16 protein-coding genes and 1 tRNA gene are annotated in these 19783 nt (G+C 71.3%); 11 read left to right on the forward strand and 6 right to left on the reverse strand.

The features are described from left to right. Nucleotides 1–344: 344 nt before the first annotated feature. From ACFQVC_RS18135 to ACFQVC_RS18145, 3 genes are all read right to left on the reverse strand, one after another. A complete protein-coding gene (locus ACFQVC_RS18135; RefSeq protein WP_381831496.1) occupies nucleotides 345–1274 on the reverse strand; it encodes a coiled-coil domain-containing protein in 930 nt (309 codons plus the stop codon). A gap of 288 nt (nucleotides 1275–1562) precedes the next feature. Further along, on the reverse strand, nucleotides 1563–4472 hold the full coding sequence (locus ACFQVC_RS18140; protein WP_381831497.1) for an SUKH-4 family immunity protein: 2910 nt from the start codon (nucleotides 4470–4472) through the stop codon (nucleotides 1563–1565). Nucleotides 4473–4479: 7 nt separating this feature from the next. Then, complete coding sequence (locus ACFQVC_RS18145) at nucleotides 4480–5466, reverse strand: SMI1/KNR4 family protein (protein WP_381831498.1); 987 nt, start codon at nucleotides 5464–5466, stop codon at nucleotides 4480–4482. A gap of 266 nt (nucleotides 5467–5732) precedes the next feature. Here ACFQVC_RS18145 and ACFQVC_RS18150 point away from each other — a divergent pair, with 266 nt between their 5' ends. Both ACFQVC_RS18150 and ACFQVC_RS18155 read left to right on the forward strand, forming a co-directional pair. Beyond that, nucleotides 5733–6236: a YwqJ-related putative deaminase gene (locus ACFQVC_RS18150; protein WP_381831499.1), complete on the forward strand. Its 504-nt coding sequence runs from the start codon at nucleotides 5733–5735 to the stop codon at nucleotides 6234–6236. After that, nucleotides 6236–6760, forward strand: a complete 525-nt coding sequence (locus ACFQVC_RS18155; RefSeq protein ID WP_381831500.1) for an SUKH-3 domain-containing protein — start codon at nucleotides 6236–6238, stop codon at nucleotides 6758–6760. The genes ACFQVC_RS18150 and ACFQVC_RS18155 overlap by 1 nt, the downstream gene beginning before the upstream one ends. A 75-nt stretch (nucleotides 6761–6835) precedes the next feature. On the opposite strand, the gene ACFQVC_RS18160 is transcribed toward ACFQVC_RS18155, so the two are convergent. Continuing rightward, on the reverse strand, nucleotides 6836–8170 hold the full coding sequence (locus tag ACFQVC_RS18160) for a sensor histidine kinase (protein ID WP_381831501.1): 1335 nt from the start codon (nucleotides 8168–8170) through the stop codon (nucleotides 6836–6838). 166 nt (nucleotides 8171–8336) lie between these two features. Here ACFQVC_RS18160 and ACFQVC_RS18165 point away from each other — a divergent pair, with 166 nt between their 5' ends. The 7 genes from ACFQVC_RS18165 to ACFQVC_RS18195 all read left to right on the forward strand — a co-directional run bounded on the left by ACFQVC_RS18165 (nucleotide 8337) and on the right by ACFQVC_RS18195 (nucleotide 14005). Next, nucleotides 8337–9209 (forward strand): hypothetical protein, encoded by an 873-nt coding sequence (locus ACFQVC_RS18165; protein WP_381831502.1) that lies wholly within the window; start codon nucleotides 8337–8339, stop codon nucleotides 9207–9209. A gap of 6 nt (nucleotides 9210–9215) precedes the next feature. Beyond that, nucleotides 9216–9286, forward strand: a tRNA-Gln gene (locus tag ACFQVC_RS18170). Between the two features lie 123 nt (nucleotides 9287–9409). Then, nucleotides 9410–10870 carry a bifunctional UDP-N-acetylglucosamine diphosphorylase/glucosamine-1-phosphate N-acetyltransferase GlmU gene (glmU, locus tag ACFQVC_RS18175; protein ID WP_381831503.1) on the forward strand — a complete coding sequence of 487 codons (1461 nt, stop codon included), beginning with the start codon at nucleotides 9410–9412 and terminating at the stop codon, nucleotides 10868–10870. 100 nt (nucleotides 10871–10970) lie between these two features. Beyond that, the gene (locus tag ACFQVC_RS18180) at nucleotides 10971–11945 is read left to right on the forward strand and encodes a ribose-phosphate diphosphokinase (protein ID WP_381831504.1); all 975 of its coding nucleotides are present in this window, start codon (nucleotides 10971–10973) and stop codon (nucleotides 11943–11945) included. Nucleotides 11946–12151: 206 nt separating this feature from the next. After that, on the forward strand, nucleotides 12152–12751 hold the full coding sequence (locus ACFQVC_RS18185) for a 50S ribosomal protein L25/general stress protein Ctc (protein WP_381831505.1): 600 nt from the start codon (nucleotides 12152–12154) through the stop codon (nucleotides 12749–12751). A gap of 118 nt (nucleotides 12752–12869) precedes the next feature. Continuing rightward, nucleotides 12870–13472 (forward strand): aminoacyl-tRNA hydrolase, encoded by a 603-nt coding sequence (pth, locus tag ACFQVC_RS18190; protein ID WP_381831506.1) that lies wholly within the window; start codon nucleotides 12870–12872, stop codon nucleotides 13470–13472. A 56-nt stretch (nucleotides 13473–13528) separates the two neighbouring features. After that, complete coding sequence (locus ACFQVC_RS18195) at nucleotides 13529–14005, forward strand: hypothetical protein (RefSeq protein WP_381831507.1); 477 nt, start codon at nucleotides 13529–13531, stop codon at nucleotides 14003–14005. 75 nt (nucleotides 14006–14080) lie between these two features. On the opposite strand, the gene ppc is transcribed toward ACFQVC_RS18195, so the two are convergent. Continuing rightward, complete coding sequence (gene ppc / locus ACFQVC_RS18200; RefSeq protein ID WP_381831508.1) at nucleotides 14081–16819, reverse strand: phosphoenolpyruvate carboxylase; 2739 nt, start codon at nucleotides 16817–16819, stop codon at nucleotides 14081–14083. A gap of 310 nt (nucleotides 16820–17129) precedes the next feature. On the opposite strand from ppc, the gene ACFQVC_RS18205 reads away from it, so the two are divergent. Together ACFQVC_RS18205 and ACFQVC_RS18210 are read left to right on the forward strand one after the other, a co-directional pair. After that, nucleotides 17130–18161, forward strand: a complete 1032-nt coding sequence (locus ACFQVC_RS18205; protein ID WP_381831509.1) for an acyl-CoA desaturase — start codon at nucleotides 17130–17132, stop codon at nucleotides 18159–18161. After that, the gene (locus ACFQVC_RS18210; RefSeq protein ID WP_381831510.1) at nucleotides 18158–18838 is read left to right on the forward strand and encodes a TetR/AcrR family transcriptional regulator; all 681 of its coding nucleotides are present in this window, start codon (nucleotides 18158–18160) and stop codon (nucleotides 18836–18838) included. Before ACFQVC_RS18205 ends, ACFQVC_RS18210 begins: the two co-directional genes overlap by 4 nt. Before the next feature lie 109 nt (nucleotides 18839–18947). On the opposite strand, the gene ACFQVC_RS18215 is transcribed toward ACFQVC_RS18210, so the two are convergent. Continuing rightward, a complete protein-coding gene (locus ACFQVC_RS18215) occupies nucleotides 18948–19772 on the reverse strand; it encodes a trans-aconitate 2-methyltransferase (protein ID WP_381831511.1) in 825 nt (274 codons plus the stop codon). Nucleotides 19773–19783: the final 11 nt, after the last annotated feature.

Consider the following 19783-nt stretch of genomic DNA (forward strand, 5'->3'; position numbering starts at 1 on the left):
CAGTACGAAGCCGTAGAGGGCTGGATCCTGGCGGGCGCGAACCGGGGCACACGATGAGCAGCCCCGACTGCGGCACCGGCAACAACACCCGGTAAGCAGCCCTGGACACAGGCGAGTTGACGTCAGGAACCGGCGCCCATCGCCTCCATCCCACTCGGCAACCTGCCCGGCTGACTGGACACGATCCTCAGCGGCCGCCGCACACAGAGCGAACAACGCCACCAGTACGAAGCCGTAGAGGGCTGGATCCTGGCGGGCGCGAACCGGGGCACACGATGAGCAGCCCCGACTGCGGCACCGGCAACAACACCCGGTAAGCAGCCCTGGACACAGGCGAGTTGACGTCAGGAGTCGGCGCCCGAGGACGGGCCCGGTACCGTGCCGCCGCTCTCCTCCGGGGCCGGCCGGCCCGTGAGGCTCGCGAGGCTGCTGCGCACATGGTCCATGTGGGCCTGCAGCTCCTCGCGGGCCTCGGTGTGCTCACGCAGCACCCGCTCGGTCTCCCGTTCCACGCGCTCGACCCGCATCCGCGCCTGGGCCACCACTTCGGCGCCGCGCGCCTCGGCGTCCTCCTGGCCGTGCCTGGCCGCCTCCTCGGTCTCGGCGAAGGCGCGCTTGGCCTCGGAGAGACGGGCCTCCGCGGCAGCGGTGAGCTCGGCCTCCCTGGCGTCCGCCTCGGCCACGCGTCCGGCCGCCCGGCGCTCCTCCGCCTCCCAGCGCTCGGCCTGCTCCTCGCCGAGTTCCGCCAGCATGCTCTCGCTGCGCTGCCGGGTCTCGCGCAGGGCGGCGAGCGCCTCGCCCCGCACCTCCTTGACCTCGCGCCGGGCCGCGACCCGCGCCTCGTCGGCCTCGCCCTGCGCGGCGAGCAGCAGCTTCCTCGCCCGCTCCTCCGCCTCACCGCGCACGGAGTCCGCGTACGCACGCGCGGCCTCCTCAAGCTCCTTGGCGTACGCCGCCGCCTCCTCGTGCGCCCGCTGCGCGTCCGCGTGCCCGGCGGCGAGCACGTCGTCGGCCTCTTCCTGCACGGTCGCGAGCAGCAGCTGGGCGCGTTCGCCGAGCGTCTCGTACGTCTGCGGGGCGAGCCGGGCGACGGCCTCGCCGAGCCGGCCGACCTCGGCCTCCATCTCCTTGGCGAGCACGGTGAGACGGGCCGCACGCTCCCATGCGGTGTCGCGGTCGGTGGAGACTCGGTCGGCGTAGGCCTCCACCTGCTCGGGCCGGTAACCCCGGCCCCGCACGACGGCGAAGCCGTGGGGTGACGTCGGTGCACTCATCCTGAAATCCCCTCTCGCCCGTGCAACGCGGTTCGGCGCACATCTTGGTGGATCACACCGAAGCGCCCATAACGCGACACTCCGCCCATCCACGTGGTCAAGGATGCGGCAAAAGTGGGCGAACTCGGAATTCGGTTCCCGGACGACCGACGAACGACCGACGAACGACCGACGAACGATCACCGGCGCCCCGGCGCCCGGAACGGCAAGCGCCGGGTGCCCACCCATGCAGGGGGCACCCGGCGCCTTGGCAGCGTAAGCCGGAAGGGACTACAGCGGCGGAAGGGGCTACAGCAAGCCGTCCCACATCTGCTCGAGCAGCACCGACCACCAGCTCTCCGGCGACCCCAGAGCGGCGGCGTCCAGCGCGGCCAGCTGCTGCTGGAAGTCGACGGTCCAGCGGCCCGCCTGCTCCTGGTTGAGCCCGTACCGCAGCCGCCACATCCGGCCGAGCAGCGCCAGGCAGCGGACGAACTCCGGCAGCCCGGTGTTGACGAACTGCGGCGGCACCGGAGCACCGCCGGGCCCGGCCTCGACCGGTACGGCCACGATGTTCGCCGTGCCGTACTGCACACAGATCGCGCGCCCGAAGTCGCTGCCCATGACGAGATACGAGCCCGCGTCCGAGGCCGGCTGCACCTGCCGCTCCTGCGCCAGCTCGGCGAGCGTCGGCACGGGACGGCCCGGCTGCGCCTGCGCCCAGAAGAACGGGTTGAAGTCCACCGGGAGCCCCGCCCACACCAGCGTGTGCGCGACCACGTCGGGTACACCCTGACGCGACACCGCGCGCTGGTCGAAGCGGAAGATCCCCTGCGGCCCGAACGCCCCGGCCAGCTCCTGCGCCACACCCTCCGGCGGAACCGGCGGCGCGGGCTGCACCGGCTGCAGCGGCGCCCGCACCGGCGCGGGCCGCGCGGGGCCGTCTGCCACCTGGTGCAACTCACCCTGATGAGCGAGCAGTTGCTGCATGCCCTGCTGACGCGACGCGTGGTCCTTGCCGTACGGCGTGATCGAGGTGATGCGTGCCTGCGGCCAGGTCTCACGGATCATGCGCGCGCAGTACGCACCGGGCAGCTCGCAGGACTCCAGCTCCGTGTGGAGTTCGAGCACCTGCGGCGGCGGCACGTTCATGCCGCGCAGCTCGTGCAGGATCTGCCACTCCGGGTGCGGCGTTCCGGGCGCCGAGCGGCGGATGAGCTGCTGCTCGGACCCGTCCTGCGCCCGATAGCGCAGCACGGCCTGGTAGCCGGGGCCGACGGTCGGCTGACCGGTGGGCGGCTGCGGATAGCCGTACGCCGGAGGCTGTCCGGACGGTCCGGGCTGCCCCGGTCCCGGCTGAGCGGGCGGCGGCTGCGGAGCACCGGGCGGCGGTCCGGGCGGCTGCGGCGCACCGGGGCCCGCGGGGCCGGGGCCCCCAACTGCGGGCCCTGCCAGCATGGTTGCGGCATGGTGCACGCCCTCGCCGGGGGCACCGGGGCCACCGGGCGGCGGAGTACCGGGCGCACCAGGGGGGCCCGGAGGGCCGGGAGGCTGCGGGGCACCCGGAGCACCGGGCGGGCCGGGAGGCTGCGGGGCACCGGGAGCACCCGGAGCACCGGGCGGGCCGGGAGGCTGCGGGGCACCGGGGCCGCCGCCCATGCTCGGGTCGGCCAGCATCGTCGCCGCGTGATGCACACCGCCGGGGGGCGCACCGGGAGGACCGGGGGGCCCAGGCGGACCGGGCGGACCGGGCGGCTGCGGAGCGCCGGGCGCCCCAGGCGCACCGGGAGGGCCGGGAGGCTGCGGAGCACCAGGCGCACCAGGCGCACCAGGCGCACTCGGCGGGCCGGGAGGGCCGGGCGGCTGCGGCGCACCGGGGCCGCCGCCCATGCTCGGGTCGGCCAGCATCGTCGCCGCCTGGTGCACACCGCCGCCGTCGCTGCCGCCGGACGGCGGTCCGGGCGGCGCGGGCGGGCCCGGAGGCTGCGGTCCGTCGGGGCCGAGCGAGGAGACAAGCTGCGTCGGTACGTACCCACCGGCCGGGGTCCCGGGCGCACCCGGGCCCGAGGCGGGCGGCGCGTCCTTCCCCTCTCGCTCCAGCTCGGCGTCGGCGGTACCGGGCGGCATGAGCCCACCCGTACCCCCGTCACCGACGGGCGCACCCGGCGCACCGGGAGCCTGCGGCGGAGCCGCGGGCGCGGCCGGCGCCTGGGGGTACCCGTACGCCGAACCACCAGGAGCATCGAGCCCGCCCGGAGCACCAGGAACACCAGGAACACCCGAAGCACCAGGAACACCCGGAGCACCAGGAACACCCGGACCCGCAGGGGCACTTGGCGCCCCCGGAACCCCGGGCGCCGCAGGAACAGCGGGCGCGGGCGGAGCGGCAGGAGCAGCAGGCGTGGCTGCCCCCTCCGGCGGCTGCGACTGCGGCTGCGACTCCCCCTCGAACTCCGGGGCCGGGGCCACCGCCGTGGGCGGCAGCTGGCTGCCGCCCCGCATCAGGGCCGTCTTGGCGTCCGGGGCCACCGCAGGCGGAGTGTCGTCATCGTCGGAGCCGGACAGCGGTGGCGCGAACACCGTGGCGGGCGGCGGCACCGAGCGGTCGTCGCCGTCCGCGTTGGTGTCCGTACCGGCCCAGGGCGTGGCACCCGCGGGTGCCGCCGCGGACACGTCCTGCGGCGCACTCCGCTCCACTGCCCCCACGTCGTCGCCGCCACCCGCGCCCGGCCAGGCGGACCCGGCCGCGGGCCCGGCTCCCGGAGCCTCGCTCACCACCGGCTCGGACGAGAGGGCCGAGCCGCCCGACGTGGCCGTCGACGACGACGCCGCGCCCTCGGAACGCCGGTCGGACAGGCCCAGTTGGTCCGCCGCGTCCTGCAGCCACTCCGGCGGGCTCAGCAGGAACGACGTCTGGTTCAGGTCCACCCGCTCCTGGGTCTGGGCGGGCGCGGGCGCCACGACGCCGTAGTCCTCTTCGTACCGCCGGATCACCTCGCCCACGGGCAGTCCGGGCCAGAGGGTGGCCTCGCCGCTGTCACGGGCGATGACGAGGCGCTGCCTGCCGCCGTCGGCACGCGCGCCCCCCTCGCGGTCCTCGGCCCAGACGACGAAGCCCAGGTCGAACTCCCGCACCCGCACCTCGCGGTGCTGGTACGCGGGCACGTCGCCGTTGATCCACTCCTCGGCGCGCTCCTGCGCCTGCGCGAAGGTCACCATCGCCAGTTCACTCCCCCACCGAGGACAGCGGAACGGCACGCGCGAAGCCGCCGTCCACCATCAGGTTCGCCACGGTCTCCAGTTCCGGCGGATTGCCGGCGAGCCGGGCCAGGAACGCGTCGAAGTCCTCGCCGCAGGGCAGCAGGAGACGCTCCACGCGCTCCTCTATCGTCATCGCGTCATGATCACGGGCGTCGTCGTACGCGCAGAACCAGACCGAGCCGAGACGCTCGCCCCTGACCTTCACCGCGATGATGCCGCCCTGCGCGAAGGCCACTCCCAGGTAGTCCTTCGTGAGGTGGTCGCGCAGACATTTGTTCACATAGAAGAGGTCGTTGACCGCGGCCTCGTCGCGCACCGTGAGGAACGGCTGGTCCACCAGGAGCCCCAACTCGGCGTCCAGGGCCGCCCCTACGGGTGCGCAGCCGCCCGCCGCCTTGAGGAACGCGCGGTAGGCGCCCGGCAGGCGGTAGCCCAGGTCCTCCTCTATGCCGAGCAGCTGCTGCTCGGTCACGGCGAGCGTCGCCTTGGGCAGCCCGAAGTGCGCGGGGCGGGTCTCCTGCAGCGGGCGCGTGCCTCGCTTGTGCTGGTCGACGGTGGACGTCGCGATGCCGCCGTGGTGCCGCAGGAGCGCCTTGACCTCGACCGGGACGAGTTCGAGCCGGCGGGTACCGGCGACGTGGTGCCAGGTCCAGCCGTGCGGCGTCGCGACGGCGGGGATGGTGTCCCACAGCTCGTGCCCATCGGCCGCGAGCGCGGCGTTCGCCGACACGTAGTCCGTGAGCCGCAGCTCGTCCACGCCGAAGCCCTCGGGCGGCTCCGCGATCTCGGCCGCCGCGCGCGCGTAGGGCGTGAAGACCGGGTAGCCGTCGCTGTCCACGCGCACACCTCTGGGGTGGCGGGCGGCCCGGACCGGGTCCGGGAAGTGCACGAGCTGCCCGGCGTAGGCCGCGTTCGGCGGCGCGGCTTGCTGCCCGAGCCGACCTGTCGTCATGGCGGTTGCCCCCTGCTTGGTGCTGCGTGGCCGGCGCATCACGGCCGGCAAGGCACAGCCTAAGCGCTGGCGCACCACCGGTCACCGGGCCTCCGGTTCCGTGACCAGCGGTCACCCGCCCGTGACGGTGAGACGAAAACGACACAACACACACAGCCCCAGCTTCCGCACCAGGCGCCCCATTTGGCAGGCTGTCCCCGCACTCGGGGGAGTGCTGGCAGTGCCTGAAGCGGTCACCGCCGCGGCACGGGAGGGGACGTACCACCATGCACACCGCACAACAGCACACCGCGGGCGATCCACGGCTCAGCTGGAGCAGCGCCGAAGCCGCCCTTCCACCCGTGCTCCGCCACCGCCGTGACGGCATCCTGCCGACGGTCGCCGCCGCGCTGTCCGTACGCGGCGAAACCCTCACCTCCACCGCGGGCCGCGGCGACACCGCCCCCGAGCTGCACCCGCTCGTGCAGGACTTCCTCGATACGTTGACCAGCGGCCAGCGCGAGCGCTTCACCGGCCGATGTCCCGAGGCACTCCTGCTGTCCCGGCATCTCACGACGGTCGAGGCGAGCCGCTCCAAGAGAGCCCAGCGCAAACCGCTCACTCCGAGCGAGGCCCGCAAGGCCCTCAAGCACGCCAAGCTGACCACCCGGCGGATCCGCGAAGCTGGCGACCCACTGCACGGCGCCTTCGCCGCGCCCTGCCGCTCCTGCACCGCGCTGACCGCCCACTTCGGGGTACGTGTCGTCAACCCCGGTGAGGGGCAAAGCTGATGCCCACTGCCGACCGCGCCGCCGGGCGCACCTCCACGACCCGTTTCCCCGTCACCGTCGACGCCGCGCTGCGCGAGTCCGGCTGGCAGCCGGGCCGCTGGGACATCAAGCAGGCCGAGCAGTGGGCCGACGCGCTGCGTGAGCACACCTCGCCGGCCGGGCACCGGCACACCGTGTTCCCCGCGGCGGTCGAGGTGTGGGCCGAGTTCGGCGGCCTGACCGTGGCGCCCGCCGGGCCCGGGCGGCAGATCGCACCGGTGACGGTGCGCTTCGACCCGCTGTGCGGTCTGCACATGGCCCGCACCCTCGGCGATCTGGGCCGCGCCCTGGACACGGAGATGTGCCCGCTCGGCGAGGAGACCGAGAGCCAGGCGGTCCTGGCCGTCGACGCGGAAGGCCGGATCTACAGCCTCGACCACTCCGGGGACTGGTACTTGGGCACGGATATCGACGCGGCTCTGGAGACCCTGGTCTCGGGTATCCAGCCAGTGCGGCTTGCCTTCTCCAGCCCGTCCGGCGTTTGAGGACGAGCCCGCAGGGCGATGTGACGGTGCGCAGGACGACAGTGCGGCCGAACGTGACCGCGACCCGCCAACCCATCACCCCCGGGCAGGAATCACCGCGGACACCCGGAACCCGCCCCCGTCCGTGGGCCCCGAGACGAACGCGCCGCCGAGCGCGCTGACACGTTCCTTCATGCCGACCAGGCCGTTGCCGCCGCTCGGCAGCCGGGCGTCGTCGCTGCCACCCTCCGGCGGAGGTTCGTTCTCGACCTGCATCGCGACCTCGCCGCCCCGGTGGGCCAGACGCACATGGGTCTTGGCGCCCGACGCGTGCTTGTGCACATTGGTCAGGCCCTCCTGGATCACGCGGTACGCGGTCTGCTCGACCTGAGCCGGATAGCTGCCGGGCACCCCGTCCACGGACAGGTCCACGGCCATGCCGGCGCTCCGCGACTGCCCGACCAGCTCCTCCAGGTCATCGAGGCAGGGGCCGTCATCGGCCTCCGCGCGGGAGGCGGCAGCGGCGGCCGCGACACCGACCGCGGCGAGCGGCACGGGCGCCGCGGTCACCGGCTCGGACCCGGGCGCGGTCGCGGGGGCGGCGGCGGTCGTCTCCGTGGTCCGCAGGACACCGAGCATCTCGCGCAGCTCGGTCAGCGCCTGGCGCCCCATGTCGCCGACGAGCGCCGCGTTCTTGACGGCCTTCTCCGGGTCCTTGCGGGCCACCGCCTGCAGCGCCGCCGCGTGCACGACCATCAGGCTCACCCGGTGCGCGACGACGTCGTGCATGTCACGGGCGATCCGGGTGCGCTCCTCGTTCCGCGCCCACTCGGCCCGCTCCTCCGCGCGTTCGGCGAGCAGCTGCAGCTCCCGCTCCAGGGAGTCGGCGCGCTCCCGCAGCGACTCCATGAGGCGGCGCCTGGCACCGACGTAGAGCCCGAGAAGAAGGGGAGGCGCGGTCACGCCGAGCGAGGCCGTGACGGCGACGAACGGCACGAACCACTCGCCCAGTTCGATGTTGCCCTGCGCCATGTCCTGCTGGGAGCGGATGAAGGTCACGATCATCGTGCCCGCGAGCGACATCCCGGCCAGGGCGCCGGTGATCCGCCGCGGCACATCGGACGCGGCCAGGGTGTAGAGCCCGACGACGGTCAGCAGGAAGCCCATACTCGCGGGCGTCACACCGATCGACACCAGGACGACAGCGATCGGCCAGCGCCGTCGCAGCACGAGGACGGAGCCGACGAGCAGGCCGAAGACGACGCCGACCGCGATCGGCAGGCGGGCCTTGTCGGCGAAGGCGACGCCCTCGGCCGCGCACTCCACGGCCGATACCAGGCCGAGTCCTATGTCCAGTACGGCGCCACGGCGCCGCTCCCACCACCACGGCCCCCCGGCCGTCCTCTGGTGCTCTGCCCCCGTCGTGGTCATGCCTTCCAGCGTACGGGCCGGGAGCCCGGCTTCTCCGGTGAGTTTCCGGGACAGCCACTGGCACGCGCGCCGTTCGAGCGGAAGCGAAACTCTCCGCTACCGCCCGAATTATTGAATCGGGCGCACTTTCGAGCCGGAAGTCCGCATTCCGGACGAGGCTCGCCCCATGAGCGAGATCACAGGCAAGTACGCCGACTTCGAAGGCCTCAGAGAACAGGCGATCCGGCTGCGCCGGGCCGGGTACAGCCTCCGCCAGATCGCCGACGCCCTCGACGTGCGCAACAACGAGACACTGAGCCGACTCGTACGCGGCGAGCCTCCGGCCGAGTGGACCAGGCGCCCGAGAGCGAAGGACGCCGTTCGCGAACAGGCACGGGAGCTGCGTCGCCAAGGCTGCACATACCAGGAGATCCAGGCCGAGTTGGGCTGCTCGAAGAGTTCCGTTTCCCTATGGGTACGCGATCTGCCCGCGCCGGAGCCCCGCTGCACGCCCGAGGAGCAGCGGGAACGGATGAACGCAGGGCTGGCTCAACTGCATGCGACCCGGGATCGCGAGCGTGAGGCGACCAAGGAGGCCGCAGCCGCCGAGATCGGCGACCTCTCCGACCGCGAGCTTTTCCTCCTGGGCGTCGGCCTGTACTGGGCCGAGGGAACCAAGGACAAACCACACACCCGCCGCGAGGTCGTGGAGTTCGTGAACAGTGCCCCCGACGTCATCGCCGTCTTCCTCGCATGGCTCGACCTTCTGGGCGTGGAGCGCGAACGCCTGCACTGCCGGGTCATGATCCACGTATCGGCGGACATCGCGGCCGCAGAACAGCACTGGGCCGACATCGTCGGAATCCACAGATCCCACCTGGGCAAGACCGTACTCAAGAAGCACAACCCGACCACCGTCCGCAAGAACGTAGGAACCGGGTATCACGGCTGCCTCGCGATCAGGGTGCGACAGGGAGCCGACCTGTACCGTCGCATCGAAGGCTCCTGGTACGGCATAGTAGAGGCCGCGTCCGCACCCCACCCAGGGAATCGGACATAGCGCCCATCCCGGGTCGTCTAAGGGCAAGACGCCAGATTTTGGTTCTGGTCATGGGGGTTCGAGTCCTCCCCCGGGAGCTTCATGCTTGGTTCGGGTCCTGACCACCACCGGTCAGGACCCGACCACGTTTCCGCCCCACAACGCCCCGGTATCCTGCGGATGTCCACCCCGCAAAACATCCGAAGCCGAAGGGCATTCCCGTGAGCGCCAAACGCCCGGCCGCCGTCGTCGTCCTCGCAGCGGGTGAGGGCACCCGCATGAAGTCGAAGACACCCAAGGTTCTGCACGAGATCTGCGGCCGCTCGCTGGTCGGCCATGTCGCCGCCGCCGCACGGGAGCTGCAGCCCGAGCACCTCGTCGTCGTCGTCGGCCACGCCCGCGAGCAGGTCGTCGCGCATCTCGCCGAGACCGACCCGGCCACCCGCACCGCGGTGCAGGAGGAGCAGAACGGCACGGGTCACGCGGTCCGCATGGGCCTCGAAGAGCTCGCCAAGGGGCGGGCGGTGGACGGCACGGTGATCGTCGTCTGCGGTGACACCCCGCTGCTCACCGGCGCCACGCTGCAGGCCCTGGCCGCGACGCACTCCGCCGACGGCAACGCGGTGACGGTGCTCACCGCCGAGGTCCCGGACGCGACCGGGTACGGCCGGATCGTGCGCGACGCCGCCGGTGCCGTCACCGCGATCGTCGAGCACAAGGACGCCACCGAGTCGCAGCGCGCCATCCGGGAGATCAACTCCGGGGTGTTCGCCTTCGACGGGCAGCTGCTCGCGGACGCCCTCGGCAAGGTCCGCACGGACAACAGCCAGGGCGAGGAGTACCTCACCGACGTGCTCGGCATCCTGCGCGAGGCCGGGCACCGCGTGGGCGCCTCGGTCGCCGCCGACCACCACGAGATCGCGGGCATCAACAACCGGCTGCAGCTGGCCGAGGCCCGCCGCATCCTCAATGACCGCCTCCTTCGTGAGGCCATGCTCAGCGGCGTCACGGTCGTCGACCCGGCGAGCACCTTCATCGACGTCACCGTCACGTTCGAGCCGGACGCCGTGGTGCTCCCCGGCACCCAGCTGCTCGGCGCCACGCACATCGCGGCGGACGCCGAGGTGGGCCCCAACACCCGCCTGAAGGACACCACGGTGGGCGCCGGCGCCCGGGTCGACAACACGGTGGCGGTCAGCGCCGAGGTGGGCGAGGGGGCGACGGTCGGCCCGTACGCGTATCTGCGGCCCGGCACGCGCCTGGGCACCAAGGCCAAGGCCGGGACGTACGTGGAGATGAAGAACGCCACGATCGGCGAGGGCACCAAGGTCCCGCATCTGTCGTACGTCGGGGACGCCACCATCGGTGACTACACCAACATCGGTGCCGCCAGCGTCTTCGTGAACTACGACGGCAAGGACAAGCACCACACCACGATCGGCTCGCACTGCCGCACCGGCTCCGACAACATGTTTGTGGCTCCTGTCACGGTCGGGGACGGCGCCTACACGGCGGCGGGTTCGGTGATCACCAAGGATGTGCCGCCCGGTTCACTCGCCGTCGCCCGCGGGCAGCAGCGGAATATCGAGGGCTGGGTGGCCCGCAAGCGTCCGGGGAGCGCGGCTGCGAAAGCGGCTCAGTCCGCTGCCCCGGAAAAGGAGAGCCCGGCCGGCGAAAGCTGACCGGAAACAGGTGCGCCTGAGGCGGCGTACCGTGATAGGTGCACACCAATCGGCTGGCTCGTATCAGGGCTGCTTTGAACACGTCTGAGGAGACTGTGCTGTGAGCGGGATCAAGACGACCGGCGAGAAGAAGCTGATGCTCTTCTCCGGCCGCGCCCACCCCGAGCTGGCCGAGGAGGTCGCCCACCAGCTGGGCATCGGCGTCGTTCCGACGAAGGCCTTCGACTTCGCCAACGGCGAGATCTACGTCCGATACCAGGAGTCGGCACGCGGCGCCGACTGCTTCCTGATCCAGAGCCACACGGCTCCCATCAATAAGTGGATCATGGAACAGCTGATCATGATCGATGCGCTCAAGCGGGCCTCCGCGCGCAGCATCACCGTGATCGTGCCGTTCTACGGCTACGCCCGGCAGGACAAGAAGCACCGCGGCCGCGAGCCGATCTCGGCCAAGCTGATCGCCGACCTGATGAAGACCTCGGGCGCCGACCGCATCGTGACGGTCGATCTGCACACCGACCAGATCGTCGGCTTCTTCGACGGCCCGGTCGACCACCTCTTCGCGCTGCCGATCCTCGCGGACTACGTGGGCGCGAAGGTGGACCGCGACAAGCTCACCGTCGTCTCCCCCGACGCCGGCCGCGTCCGCGTCGCCGACCGCTGGTGCGACCGTCTCGGCGCCCCCCTCGCCATCGTGCACAAGCGCCGTGACAAGGACGTCGCCAACCAGGTCACCGTGCACGAGGTCGTGGGTGACGTCGAGGGCCGGGTCTGTGTCCTGGTCGACGACATGATCGACACCGGTGGCACCATCTGCGCCGCCGCGGACGCCCTGTTCGCGCACGGCGCCGAGGACGTCATCGTGACCGCCACGCACGGAGTGCTCTCCGGCCCGGCGGCCGACCGTCTGAAGAACTCCAAGGTCAGCGAGTTCGTCTTCACCAACACGCTGCCCACGCCGAGCGAGTTGGAGCTCGACAAGATCACGGTCCTGTCGATCGCCCCGACCATCGCCAACGCGGTCCGCGAGATCTTCGAGGACGGCTCGGTCACCAGCCTCTTCGAAGAGCAGTAAGCGGTCCCCCGCAAGGGATTCGTAGATCGATTTCTGGTGCGGCCTCCCCGCCGAGTAGACTGTCGAAGTTGCTCGGCGAGGGAGGCCGCACGCGCTTTCAATCAAGCGCATGTGTGCGGTGGTCCGTTATCGACGCGCTCTTCGTAGCAGGCCAGTCGTGGCCGGGTGACCCGCCACAGAACTGACGATCACTACGAGGAGTGCAGATGTCCGAGATCAAGATCTCCGCCGAGACCCGCACCGAGTTCGGCAAGGGCGCCGCCCGCCGTATCCGCCGCGAGAGCAAGGTTCCCGGCGTTCTCTACGGCCACGGTGGCGACCCGGTCCACATCACCCTGCCGGGCCACGACCTGCTGCTCGCCCTGCGCCAGCCGAACGTCCTGCTCGCCCTGGAGATCGAGGGCAAGAACCAGCTCGCGATCCCGAAGGCCGTGCAGCGCGACCCGCTGAAGGGCTTCCTCGAGCACGTCGACCTGCTCCTCGTGAAGCGCGGCGAGAAGGTCACCGTCGACATCCCCGTCCACACCGAGGGCGAGCTGGCCCCGGGCCAGAACCTGCTCGAGCACGTTCTGAACGCCCTGCCGGTCGAGGCCGAGGCCACCCACATCCCCGAGTCCGTGACGGTCTCCGTCGCGGGCCTGGACGCCGGTGACGCCGTGCTCGCCAAGGACATCACGCTGCCCTCCGGCGTGACCCTGAACGTCGAGGACGACGCGGTCGTCCTGCAGGTCCTGGCCGCGCAGGCCGAGGAGCCGGCCGCCGAGGGCACCGAGAGCGCCGAGGGCGAGGCCGGTGCCGAGGCCTGAGCCTCGCACCCACCAGGGGGCTCCGCCCTCTGACCCCCGGTCCTCAATCGCCGGACGGGCTCTTTGATCGCCGGACGGGCTCTTTGAGCCCGTCCGGCGATTGCGCGATAAAGGAGACATGGAGATGACCACCGACGCCACCGCGCCCTGGCTGATCGTCGGCCTCGGCAACCCCGGGCCCGGCTACGCCGCCAACCGCCACAACGTCGGGTTCATGGTCGCCGACCTGCTCGCCGAGCGGATGCGCTCCGCCTTCAAGCGGCACGGCAAGGCCCAGGCGCAGGTCATCGAGGGCCGGATCGGTCCGCCGGGGCCCGGCAGCCGCCGTGTGGTCCTCGCAAAGCCGATGTCGTACATGAATCTCTCCGGCGGCCCCGTCACCACCCTGCGGGACTTCTACAAGGTGCCGACCGCCAACATCGTCGCCGTTCATGACGAGTTGGACATCGACTACGGCACGCTGCGCCTGAAGCTCGGCGGCGGCGACAACGGTCACAACGGCCTGAAGTCCATGACCAAGGCGATGGGCCCCGACTACCACCGGGTGCGGTTCGGCATCGGGCGTCCCCCGGGACGTATGCAGGTCGCCGACTTCGTCCTTAAGGACTTCTCCGGGGCCGAGCGCAAAGAGCTCGACTACTTCGTGGACCGGGCGGCCGACGCGGTCGAGGCCCTGGTCAGCGAGGGCCTTGAGCGCGCACAGAGCAACTACAACTCCTGACCCGGACCTTCACCGGAGCTTGACCGCACGCTCATCCGTGGCCAAGGATCGCGGCCATGTCTGCCGCAACTGCCGCGCCGGGTCTGCTGCTCTTCTCACGGCGTGCCGGAACCGTCCTGCTCACCCTGCTGCTGCTCGTCGCCGGGGTCTGGACGTCCTGGTCGACGGCCCAGCACGTGATGCTCACCGAGGACCGCGAGCAGGGCACCATGGCCGTGACCCGCTGCGACGACACGACCTGCACGGGTTCCTTCGCCCCCGCGGAACGCGGCGCGAAGCCGCGTGAGCGCGTGGTGATCGACCGGTCGATCGGCGAGCACAAGGGCGCGAAGGTGCCGGTGGCGGTCAAGCCGGGTTCGCACGATGTCGTACGCACCGGGGGTCCTGGCTTTCTGCACGCGTGGGTGCCGCTCGGCGGTGCGCTCGTCCTCGCGGGAGTCGTCATCGGGGGCGGGCTGCGGCTGACCCGGGTGGCCTGGGGGTTCGGTCTTGCCGGGGGCGCGCTGCTCGTGGCCTCCTTCGCCACCCTCTGAGCCCGCTCGGCGACAGAGCTGTGGGCAGGCGCTCCGTCCGTACGGAACGCCTGCCCACAGTCGTACGCTCAGGCCTCAGCCGGTGTTGCGCAGCCCCGCCGCCACACCGTTCACCGTCAGGAGCAGGGCCCGCGCGAGCAGCGGGTCCGCCTCCTCGCCCGCGGCTGCGGCGTCGCGCTGGCGCTTGAGCAGGGTGACCTGGAGGTATGAGATCGGGTCCAGGTAGGCGTCCCGGATCGAGAAGGTCTGCTGCAGAACCGGGTTGGAGTCGAGCAGCCGCTCGCCGCCGCTGATCCGCAGCACCTCCTCGACCGTGAGCCGGTGCTCGGCCTCGATGACGTCGAAGACATGCTTGAGCTCGTCCGGCACGAGAGTGTCGACGTAGTGCCGGGCGATCCGCAGATCGGTCTTGGCGAGCGTCATCTCGACGTTGGAGATGAAGTTCCGGAAGAAGTGCCAGTGCTCGCTCATCTCGTCGAGCACCGTGTCGAGTCCGGCTTCGCGCAGCGCCTTCAGACCGGAGCCGACACCGAACCAGCCGGGCACGATCTGCCGCGACTGGGTCCAGCCGAACACCCACGGGATGGCCCGCAGCCCGTCGAGCGAGACGCCCGAGCCGGGGCGGCGGGCGGGCCGCGAGCCCAGGTGCAGGTCGGCGAGCTGGTCCACCGGCGTGGACGCGAGGAAGTACGTCGGCAGGTCCGGGTCCTCGACGAGCCTGCGGTACGCGGAGTGCGCGGCGTCGGAGACGACGTCCATCGCGGCGTCCCAGCGGGCCAGGGCCTCGTCGGACTGGCGCGGGGCGGTGTGCAGGGCGGAGGCCTGCAGCGTCGCCGCTACCGTCAGCTCCAGGTTCTCCCGGGCCAGGGACGGCACCAGGTACTTGTCGGAGATGACCTCGCCCTGCTCGGTCACCTTGATCTCGCCCTCCAGGGTGCCCCAGGGCTGGGCGAGGATCGCGTCGTGCGAGGGGCCGCCGCCACGGCCGACGGTGCCGCCGCGGCCGTGGAAGAGACGCAGGCGCACGCCGTAGCGGTGCGCGACGTCACGCAGGCGCCGCTGCGCCCGGTGGATCTCCCACTGCGAGGTGGTGATGCCACCGAACTTGGAGGAGTCCGAGTAGCCGAGCATGACCTCCTGCACATCGCCCCGCAGCGAGACGAGGCGGCGGTACGAGGGGTCGGCGAGCATCTCGTCGAGGATCACGTCGGCCGCGCGCAGCTCGTCCGTGGTCTCCAGGAGCGGCACGATGCCGATCTTCGCCCAGCCCGCGTGCAGATCGAGCAGGCCCGCCTCACGGGCGAGCACGGCGGCGGCGAAGACATCGTCCGCGCCCTGGCACATGGAGATGATGTACGACTCGATGACCTCGGGCCCGAAGACCGTCAGGGCCTTCTTGACGGTCTCGAAGACGCCGAGGGTCTTCTCCCCCGCGGCGTCGAGCGGCGCGGGCGACGGGGCGAGCGGACGGCGTGAGCGCAGCTCCTTGGCGAGCAGCTTCTGCCGGTAGTCGCGCGGCATGTCCGCATACCGCCAGGACTCCTCGCCGAGCCGGTCGAAGAGCTGGCCGAGCGCGTGGTGATGGGCGTCGGCGTGCTCGCGTACGTCCATGGTGGCCAGCTGGAGGCCGAATGCCGCGAGGGTGCGGATGGTGCGGTCCATCCGGCCGTCGGCGAACAGGCCGCCGCGGTGCTCGCGCAGCGACACCTGGATCAGGGTCAGGTCGTGCAGGAGCTCGGCGGTGCCGAGGTAGTCACGGCCGGGCTCGTGCGGGGTGCCCTTGGCGAGGCGCTCGCGGGTGTTGAGCAGCTTCTGCCGGATGCAGGTGGCCTTGAGGCGGTAGGGCTCCTCGGAGTTGAGGCGCTTGTAGCGGGGGCTGATCTCCGGCAGGCGCTCCAGGTCGCACTGCAGCGAGCTGCGCAGCTCTTCGGTGGCGCCGGCGTACCGGATCGAGTTGGAGAGCAGTCCGCGCAGATGGTCGACGAGTTCGAGGGCGTCGGTGATGCCGTGCTCGTGCTGCAGGATCAGCACGTCCCAGGTGACCTCGGGGGTCACGTTCGGGTTGCCGTCGCGGTCGCCGCCGATCCAGGTGCCGAAGCTCAGCGGGCGGGTGCCGGGCGGCAGCTCGACGCCGACGCGCTCCAGCTCGGCGGTGAGGTCCTCCAGGACGTCACCGACGGCGCCGGCGTGCAGCTCGTCCAGGTAGTAGATGGCGTTACGGGCCTCGTCGGCGGGCTCGGGGCGTACCACCCGCAGCTCGTCGGTCTGCCAGACCAGGTCGATGTTCTCGGCGAGGCGCAGGTCGAGGCGGCGGCGGTCGGCCGCGGAGCCCGGGGATTCCAGGAGCTCGGCGATCCGGCGCAGCTTGGTGAGGACCGAGCGGCGGGCGGCCTCGGTGGGGTGGGCCGTGAAGACCGGGCGCACGTTGAGGTGCTCGACGGTCTCGCGCAGATGCTCGGGGTCCGCGTCCTTGAGGAGGTCGGCGGTACGGGCCAGGGTGCCGCCCTCGGCGTCACGGCGGGCAGCGAGCTCACGGCCGCGGTGCACCTGCTCGGTGACGTTCGCCAGATGGAAGTAGGTGGCGAAGGCGCGCACCAGCTTGGCGGCGGTCTCCAGCTCGGTCTCGCCGAGGAGCCGGGCGGCGGCCTCGCCGTCCTCCCGGGTCAGTGCGCGCACCTGCTCGACCAGGTCGAGCAGCTCGGATCCCTCCTGGCGTACGAGGGTCTCGCCGAGCAGATCGCCGAGACGCCGGATATCGGCGCGCAGCTCGGCGTTGGCGCTGGTGCTGTTGTTCTGGTGGTCGGCACTGCTCACAGGTGCGGCTCCTTGCAGTGTTGAGCGCTACTGGGAGGGGAACCCGTATGGGATCCGCGCAGGATCCCGGATTCCGGGGAAGACTCAGAGCGGACCACGCTGTCCGACGCCACCCAGGATAGGTCGCAATCCGGCAGTGCCCTTCCAGGGCCACTTGTGACTGAGCGGAGCACTGCCATACTTACGTCGCCGTAGGTTACGGAACCGTAGGAACCGCGCGACAAGAGCGCGCCAGACCACGCAGGAACAGCAAGAGATCCCGTGACCAGGCGCACCTGCCGAAAACCCTCGACCCCACAAGGGGACGCCCATGACCACGAGCTCCGAAGTGATCGACGACGCCCCGCAGGCGACTGCCGGCACCACCCGGACAAAAGACGCAGAAGTACCGGCGCAGGGCGCGGACGCCGCGTCGCTGCCGTCCGCGACGCTCGGCGGCGAGCAGAAACGGTCGCTCGAGCAGATCACCTTGCTCCTGTTCATCACCGTGCCGTTTCTCGCACTGGTGGCGGCCGTTCCGCTGGCGTGGGGCTGGGGGGTGAGCTGGCTGGATCTGGGGCTGCTCGTCTTCATGTACTTCCTCGGCTGCCACGGCATCACCATCGGCTTCCACCGCTATTTCACGCACGGCTCCTTCAAGGCGAAGCGGCCGCTGCGTATCGCCCTCGCCGTCGCGGGTTCGATGGCCGTCGAAGGCCCTCTGGTGCGCTGGGTCGCCGATCACCGCAAGCACCACAAGTTCTCCGACGCGGAGGGCGACCCGCACTCCCCCTGGCGCTTCGGTGAGACCGTGCCGGCGCTGCTGAAGGGCCTGTGGTGGGCGCATGTGGCGTGGATGTTCGACGAGGAGCAGACCTCGCAGGAGAAGTACGCGCCCGATCTGGTCAAGGACCCGGCGATCCGCCGTATCTCCCGCCAGTTCCTGATGTGGACGGTGGTGTCCCTGGCGCTGCCGCCGCTGGTGGGCGGTCTGGTCACGATGTCCTGGTGGGGCGCGTTCACCGCGTTCTTCTGGGGCTCCCTCGTCCGGGTGGCGCTCCTGCATCACGTCACCTGGTCCATCAACTCGATCTGCCACGCGGTCGGCAAGCGCCCCTTCAAGTCCCGTGACCGCTCCGGGAACGTGTGGTGGCTGGCGGTTCTTTCCTGCGGCGAGTCCTGGCACAACCTGCACCACGCCGACCCGACCTCGGCGCGGCACGGCGTGATGAAGGGGCAGGTCGACTCGTCGGCCCGGCTGATCCGCTGGTTCGAGCTCCTCGGCTGGGCGCATGACGTGCGGTGGCCGTCCGCGTCCCGGATCGAGTCCCGGCGCAAGCCCCAGGCCGCAGACGCGGCATGATTGAGGACGTGGCGACCGACTCGAACTCCTCGAACAGCAGCAGCGAAAAGCCCCGGCGCACGCGCCGGACCCGGATGACGGGTGCCGAGCGGCGCCAGCAGTTGCTGGACATCGGCCGCACCCTCTTCGCCCAGAAGGGCTTCGAAGGGACGTCGGTGGAGGAGATCGCGGCCAAGGCCGGGGTCTCCAAGCCGGTGGTGTACGAGCACTTCGGCGGCAAGGAGGGGCTGTACGCCGTCGTCGTGGACCGTGAGATGCAGCGGCTGCTCGACATGGTGACCAGCTCGCTCACCGCGGGCCACCCTCGTGAGCTGCTCGAACAGGCCGCGTTCGCGCTGCTCGACTACATCGAGGAGTACACGGACGGCTTCCGCATCCTGGTGCGTGACTCCCCCGTGGCCCAGTCGACGGGCTCCTTCGCCTCGCTCATCTCCGATATCGCGACCCAGGTCGAGGACATCCTCGGCCTGGAGTTCAAGAACCGCGGCTTCGACGCCAAGCTCGCCCCTCTGTACGCCCAGGCCCTGGTCGGCTCCGTCGCGCTGACCGGCCAGTGGTGGCTCGACGTACGCAAACCGAAGAAGCCTGAGGTCGCGGCCCATCTGGTGAATCTGGCCTGGCACGGCCTGGACGGCCTGGAGCAGAAGCCGCGCCTGATAGGGCACCGGAAGTCGTAGCCCTTGCCTTTTCCGCCGACGAGCACTGAACGCCGTCGGCCCCGGCCTCGCAACCACCCCCGCGGGAGCGCCACTTGGCCGGGGCCGACGGCGATCGGCGTTCTGGACCTCAGTTCTTCTTGCGGGCGACGGCGAAGATCCTCCGGAACGGGAAGACCGTGCCGTGCGGCCCCGGCGGATAGGCCTTGCGGAGCAGATCGCGGTATTCGGCGAGGAATTCCGCGGCGGCCGCCGGATCATCCGCGAGCGTGGTGAGGACCGGCCGCAGGGCGGTGCCCTTGACCCAGTCGAGCACTGGATCCTCGCCGGCCAGAAGCTGGGAGTACGTGGTCTCCCAGGCGTCCGACTCACAGCCGAGGTCGACGAGCCGGGTCAGATACTCGGCCGGGTCGAGGACATGGACGAAGCGCCGGCCGTGATCGCTGAGCCGGTCCCGCCACTGGGGGGCGTCGCAGAGCTCGCCGAGCAGCGCGTGGCTGGGCGAGGTGAAGTTCCCCGGGACCTGGAAGGCGAAGGTCCCGCCGGGTCGCAGACCTTCGATCCAGAGCGGGAAGGACTCGGGGTGATTGGGCACCCACTGCAGGGCGGCGTTGGAGACGATCAGGTCGTACGTGTCGTCGGGTGTCCAGTGCGCGGCGTCCGCCGCGCGGAAGTCGAGCAGCCCGCCGCCGGGCGTCGTCCCGGCGTAGTCCGCCGCCTGCTCCAGCATCTCGGGGGAGCTGTCGAAGCCGGTGATGTGCGCGGTGGGCCAGCGATCCGCGAGCAGGGCGGTGACATTGCCGGGGCCGCAGCCCAGATCGGCGATACGGGGCGGTAGGCCGGTGCCGATGGCGGGCAACTCCGGTATGCGGGCGAGTAGATCAAGGAAGGGGCGTGTCCGGTGTCCGGAGTGGCGGAGGTACTGTTGCGGATCCCAGGTTGGTGCGGAATGCATGTTCGAGCTCC

Source organism: Streptomyces monticola, assembly GCF_042665355.1.
In the GTDB taxonomy this organism is placed as follows: Bacteria; Actinomycetota; Actinomycetes; order Streptomycetales; family Streptomycetaceae; genus Streptomyces; species Streptomyces monticola.

Bases quoted from the DNA above. Each gene is read 5' to 3' on its own strand.
- ACFQVC_RS18135 (WP_381831496.1), bottom strand. From the start codon at position 1,274: ATGAGTGCACCGACGTCACCCCACGGCTTCGCCGTCGTGCGGGGCCGG.
- ACFQVC_RS18140 (WP_381831497.1), bottom strand. From the start codon at position 4,472: ATGGTGACCTTCGCGCAGGCGCAGGAGCGCGCCGAGGAGTGGATCAAC.
- ACFQVC_RS18145 (WP_381831498.1), bottom strand. From the start codon at position 5,466: ATGACGACAGGTCGGCTCGGGCAGCAAGCCGCGCCGCCGAACGCGGCC.
- ACFQVC_RS18150 (WP_381831499.1), top strand. From the start codon at position 5,733: ATGCACACCGCACAACAGCACACCGCGGGCGATCCACGGCTCAGCTGG.
- ACFQVC_RS18155 (WP_381831500.1), top strand. From the start codon at position 6,236: ATGCCCACTGCCGACCGCGCCGCCGGGCGCACCTCCACGACCCGTTTC.
- ACFQVC_RS18160 (WP_381831501.1), bottom strand. From the start codon at position 8,170: ATGACCACGACGGGGGCAGAGCACCAGAGGACGGCCGGGGGGCCGTGG.
- ACFQVC_RS18165 (WP_381831502.1), top strand. From the start codon at position 8,337: ATGAGCGAGATCACAGGCAAGTACGCCGACTTCGAAGGCCTCAGAGAA.
- ACFQVC_RS18185 (WP_381831505.1), top strand. From the start codon at position 12,152: ATGTCCGAGATCAAGATCTCCGCCGAGACCCGCACCGAGTTCGGCAAG.
- pth (WP_381831506.1), top strand. From the start codon at position 12,870: ATGGAGATGACCACCGACGCCACCGCGCCCTGGCTGATCGTCGGCCTC.
- ACFQVC_RS18195 (WP_381831507.1), top strand. From the start codon at position 13,529: ATGTCTGCCGCAACTGCCGCGCCGGGTCTGCTGCTCTTCTCACGGCGT.
- ACFQVC_RS18205 (WP_381831509.1), top strand. From the start codon at position 17,130: ATGACCACGAGCTCCGAAGTGATCGACGACGCCCCGCAGGCGACTGCC.
- ACFQVC_RS18210 (WP_381831510.1), top strand. From the start codon at position 18,158: ATGATTGAGGACGTGGCGACCGACTCGAACTCCTCGAACAGCAGCAGC.
- ACFQVC_RS18215 (WP_381831511.1), bottom strand. From the start codon at position 19,772: ATGCATTCCGCACCAACCTGGGATCCGCAACAGTACCTCCGCCACTCC.